This is a genomic window from uncultured Thiodictyon sp. (assembly GCF_903946935.1).
Lineage (GTDB): Bacteria > Pseudomonadota > Gammaproteobacteria > Chromatiales > Chromatiaceae > Thiodictyon.
Genome location: NZ_CAJAXH010000040.1, coordinates 1 through 5,145 on the forward strand (window position 1 = coordinate 1; position 5,145 = coordinate 5,145).

Consider the following 5,145-nt stretch of genomic DNA (forward strand, 5'->3'; position numbering starts at 1 on the left):
CCGGGACTGCCGGTGAAGATCCCGATGACCAGACACAGGACGATCGGGACGAGATCATCGACGCGCCACAGCAGGATCAGCGGTGGATCGTCGATGTACTTGGGGATTTCGGTTGGGTCAGCCATGGGCGCAGTGTGCTGCGCGGCGGGCGGGGAGCGTGAGAGCTGAAGGTGCGGATTTTTGGGGGGAATGCGGGAAAGGGGGTTGCCCCAAGGCCGAGAACAGCCGCAACATGGGCTCGGTTCGGTTCAGGGTACGCGTCGAGACGCACTCATCTGAGCCTTTTCAGGTCGGCGGCGATGGACACTCGGCTCGACAGCCGCCGAACCTGGCCGCCGTGGGGCTCAGGTGGGTGATTCCGTCCGAGCCCATCGGTCTGCACGGGACGACCAGGCTTGGATGCGCCGGGAGTTCTGAGACAGAGTGAAGAACCCCTCTCATGGATGCGGTATCGTATGGGGATTGTCGGCGCCGGATATCGTGGTACGCCCCCTATTTCGCCCGATTGATCAGTACAGAGGATGCAGATCAAACAGCAGCCGGGCACCAAGCGTAATACGGTCTGCCGTATCTTTATCTAAAGCGGCATTCTGTGGCACAACCAGTAGCCACTCACCGTTTGTATGTAGCTGAAGACTATGGGTGCGGCAAACATTGGCAAACGCTGACTGCTGTGCAGGGTCTGCCGGGGGAACGACTACCCAGCCAGCCGGATCGGAACGCAGGATGTTTTTCTGATTCTTTGATCGTAGCCAGCTTATGTACCGGCTTAATGTCGCCTCCCAGCCTGACCAATACGCTACCCCTTCGATGCAACTGGCTTCATGCAGTGCCTTGAGATACGGATCGTCAAAGCTGCTCAGTCTTTCTCTATATCTGCAAAGCAAGAAACCCAGTTCTCCGCTTGGTGAGTAAAAGCGGCTATTTTCTCCATTACGCATTGATGGGTATCTGATGAAGTACCAGCGCCAGTCGAAGTCGGACTGATTGCATGCTCGCCAATCGCTGATGATGCCCTCTAGGTGGGCCGCGATGTCACCGGTGCGGGCCGCCACATCGACCAGCAGCGCATCCAGCGGTTGCCGTATCTTCGATGAGTCATTGGTCAGCATGTAGCGCCAAAGGTTGCTTTGGGTGGCGCTGCCGAACTGAAAGCGATCATCCACCGGGCAACTATAATCACCCTTGGTCAGCAAGGCGCCGGTTAAAAGCCTGGCGAAAGTCCGCGGACTGGCGGGAGGGAAGATATCAAAAAAGGTATTGGCTACCGGCAGGTTCAGAGAACAAAGGTCGAAGGCGAACAGACAGCCTTGGAGCAGCGGATGATCTTCCAGCCGCTCGATGCTGGGAGCCAAGGCGGCTTTGCCTGACTTCAGGGTCTGCTTTTCGACCTCCTCTTTCACTTGCCGCGTGCTGAAGGCCTTGGCCAGTGCTTCGGGTATCGGTGCCCCGCTGCCCGGCAGGCCGTGATCGCTCAAGTATTCGATGCCGGGCAGGTAATAGTCGGCCGCCTTCTCTTGGACCAGATAGGCATCCGGCGCCAGCAAAAGATTGCGCAGCACGCGCAGGCATTGCGCATCAAGCGGGCGTTGCGTCATCCAGCCACGCAGCAGTGCATAGAACATCAACTGCTGGACCAGCGGGAACCTGTCGCTTTGCGTTGATTCGCCAAAATGCGTAACGCACTCGACCAGGAGATTGGGGCTCTTGAAGATCGCCACTCTGCCCGGTTGGTGCGTGTCGCCGACGAACCACTGGGCGAATTCGGCTTCGATGGCGCTCCGATCCTTGTCTTTGAAGATTCGGTACAAGGTATCGAGCGCATCGAACAGAAAAATCCGCCGCTCGCCCTGGATGTCGCTCTGGCCGAACAGAGATTCGGCCCAGACCTGCAATTCCGCAGCCCTGTCCGGCGCGGCCTTGGCACCCAGCTTGAACTTCCAGACCACCAGGGCGCCAAGATAACGAAACAGACGCAGGAATTCGTCGTCGATCACGGTATCGAGTTCGCTGCTCTTGCCGCTGTTGCGCAGCGGCCAAAGTAGATCGGTCCAGTTACTATCGACCCCCTTGGCGAATCTCTTTCGATCAGGGTCAGAGCAAAGTGCCAGGGTCTTCTCGAAGCGGGCCTTGAAGTGTTCAAACTCGGTCAGCGCCTTGCCACGCGCATTCATGCGGATGTATTGGCGGTCGGTAGAGCCGATATCGGTGATGGGTAGGAAGTCGAAACCGATCGCCGGGTCCTCCGGGTCGGTGAGTCGATCCCATGCGCCTTGCAGTTGCGGCTTGTCCCATGCCTTGATGCGGCCATGAAGGTCGTCCAGGCTGACCAGCATGCCAACAATGGTTGGATCGCGCTCCCAGGCCCTGCGGAACCACGACTGGTCCCTGATCCAGACCGCCAGATTGTCGTTGGGGTTTTCTTGTTCGGCGAGCGGCTCGGCAAAAGGCGGAGGGCAGTCGGAGAGTTGACAGCAAAAATCTTCAGAACTCGTCCGCGTCAGGTAGGTCAATGCGGGCAGCGTGCGCCACTCGTCAGCGATTAACCCCAGGCGAGCGGCCAGATACCAGTGCAGCAGGAACAGCGTGGTGAGTCTCTGCTGGCCATCGAGGGGAATCAGTTTGTTGTCTTTGATCTCGCCATATATGAAATCAAGGGGCTGGCGGTGCTGCACATTGGGTTCGAGTGCCTTGAGCAGGGCGTCGAGGAACCCCCTGCGGATGCGCTCTGTCCCCGTGTCCGTGCGGCCGAGGGCGTAATCGCGCTGGATGACGGGGATTTCGATCTGCTCAATCTTTAGGTTTCGCAGACCGGCGAACGAGGTGGTATTCATGGCTTGCTTTCTGACTAAAGATAGCGGGTGACAACAGCACGTATCGCCTCGCGGTACGCTTTACGATCGGCATCGCTCCAGAACTGCAACTGCTGATCTGCGCTTTCGGTATAGTACTTGAGAAAAACCCGGCGTGTGCACGGTGGTATGAAGCGTGCAGCCTTATCGTAATCGAGCAGGCGCAGCCGCTTGGCGGGAAACGACTGGTTCCCCAGGGATGCGTTGATGTCGCCCGACAGCAGCGCAAGATTGTCGATCGCATCGGTATCCTTGTTCGCGTTGTGGCGATTCAGAAAGGCCGTGATGCGCTGTTCCAGCGCATAAAAACTAGGGCGGTCAATGGTCATACCCGCTAACGCTGCGTCCAGATCGGCGGAAAGCTGATCGGCCTCTTGAAAGTCAGGGCCGTGGGCGTCGAGACGCAGAGACTTCAGCGTCTTACCGGAGTCAACCAACCAGTCGCGCCAAGCCTTCTCGCTGGCCAGTGGCTGTGCGGCCTGCGCGTGGATGTGCTCAAGACTCCATCCTTCTTTGTGGTGGGTATCAAAGGGGTAACGCGCGTTGCCGTGTTCAAGTGCGCCGACCGACATCGCATTGAACAGCAGCAATAGGTCTTCGCACTTTTTCTTGTTCGTACCATAGTCGATGGCGTCGATACTGGAGACGCCGAGTCGCTTGCGGATACGGCCATCGAGAGATTTCTGGAACGCCGATTTGGATTGGCCCTTTTGCGCAAGGTACTCGTTCATCACCACCGAAAGTTTCTCGCCCGTGGCGATCAGCCAGCCGATACGGTGGTAGATGGGTCGGTCCTCGAACCAGTCGCGCAATAGCGTGTAGCGTTGCCAGATTTCGTCCATTAACGCCTCTTGCGACCTTCCCTTGCCCTTGAGTTGCTCCTGAAACCAGACAAAGGTCGCGAACGAATCGTTGCGCGTCCTGGCTTTTTCGGCAATCAGGTCAAGCAGCAAGTCAATGCGGGTCGGGTAGGATTGCGGCACGTCGTTGCTCAGGAAATACCAGAAGGCATCCTCGTGCAGGGCGTGTTCGATTTCGTCCCACTGTCTGGCGCGGATGGTTTGCTGGCGTGCGTCCGCTTGACCGTGATCGGACAACAGCAGCGCCTTGACCAGTTCGGCATTGGTCAGCACGATGCGGCCGGCGTTGAGGCGGGTGAAAATATCGATAGCGTCCTGCTGGCCGGCATCGTACCAGATGAGCTGGATCTGATCGGCCAGATATCCACACCAGTCGGTAGCGGCGCTCCGGCGTTCCTTCTCGTCCGGCCAGTGATCATGTTCAAACCACGCCTTGATCCGGGCGAAGGCAGCCGACATGTGGAAGTAGTCGACATTGGTGTCATCGATCTGGCCGTTGACCGCGCTCAAAAATCCGGTACTGTTAGGCCGCGTTTCATAGCTCAGCGAAAAATGTGGTATCGCTTGCCCCTGCGTCGCTAGGTAGCGGTAAAGCAGGTAAAGTGTGGTGATGCGTTGCTGGCCGTCGATCAGCTCGTGGTAGGTTTCGCCTTCCGTCTCGGGCGGTTCATCGGTCGCTCCTTTGATTCGCTTCTTGACCACCACCGGTTGCAGGCAATAGATCTGGTCGGGCGGTTTTTGCTTGTCCGCGATAAATTCGTGCAGATCATTGAGTAGGGCTTCGACTTCCTCTCTTCCCCAACGGTAGCCGCGCTGGTATGAAGGCACCCAGAAATGGCCGTTGAGTTTGCCCACCGACATCAGCCGGGGGTTGGGTGGTGCCACCAACTGCCACCGTCCCTCGATCTTTCTCAAAGCCTCCTCGACAGGGCTGCCCGACGCCAGAAACATCTTGCCGATTTGCTCCAAATAAAAAATCGCCACCACCATCCGGGCGCGGGCTAGATGCTCTTCCCGTCGCTTCGGATCGGCCGCGGGCAGCACTAGGGCAAAGAGATTGACCCAGTCCATGTTGCGCACCTTTTCTGTGAGGCTTAGGCACAGGCGCATCATCGGTTGCGGCAGTTCTTCGCCGGCAAGATGCAAGCGCCGCACCTCGGCGAATTCATCCAGAAAGACATTCCTGTCCTTGGCTGGCCGCAGGATTGATCCGATTTGCGGGGGCACGAGGATGGCTGATTCGATGGCGTCCCATTCGGCCAGCGCAACTTGGATTTGTGGGACATATTCCGAAGCTGAAGTTTCCCTCTTTCACTTAGGCCACGAGCGCCATGACCGCGGCGAGCAGCGGATTTTGCGGGGGTTTGCCCGGATCCGCGCAATCGATACCGAAACCCTCGCCGCCGAGGTCCTGAGCCAGCCGTCGCCGCAGG

3 protein-coding genes are annotated in these 5,145 nt (G+C 58.2%); all 3 read right to left on the reverse strand.

The window, feature by feature from the left end; translation table 11 throughout:
* On the reverse strand, nt 1-125 hold a 125-nt coding region (locus tag QZX93_RS04465), incomplete at its 3' end, for a type IV conjugative transfer system protein TraL (RefSeq protein WP_295391306.1).
* Between the two features lie 384 nt (nt 126-509).
* Nucleotides 510-2,834 carry a DUF262 domain-containing protein gene (locus QZX93_RS04470; RefSeq protein WP_295391303.1) on the reverse strand — a complete coding sequence of 775 codons (2,325 nt, stop codon included), beginning with the start codon at nt 2,832-2,834 and terminating at the stop codon, nt 510-512.
* Between the two features lie 14 nt (nt 2,835-2,848).
* The gene (locus tag QZX93_RS04475) at nt 2,849-4,939 is read right to left on the reverse strand and encodes a DUF262 domain-containing protein (protein WP_295391305.1); all 2,091 of its coding nucleotides are present in this window, start codon (nt 4,937-4,939) and stop codon (nt 2,849-2,851) included.
* Nucleotides 4,940-5,145 lie beyond the last annotated feature (206 nt).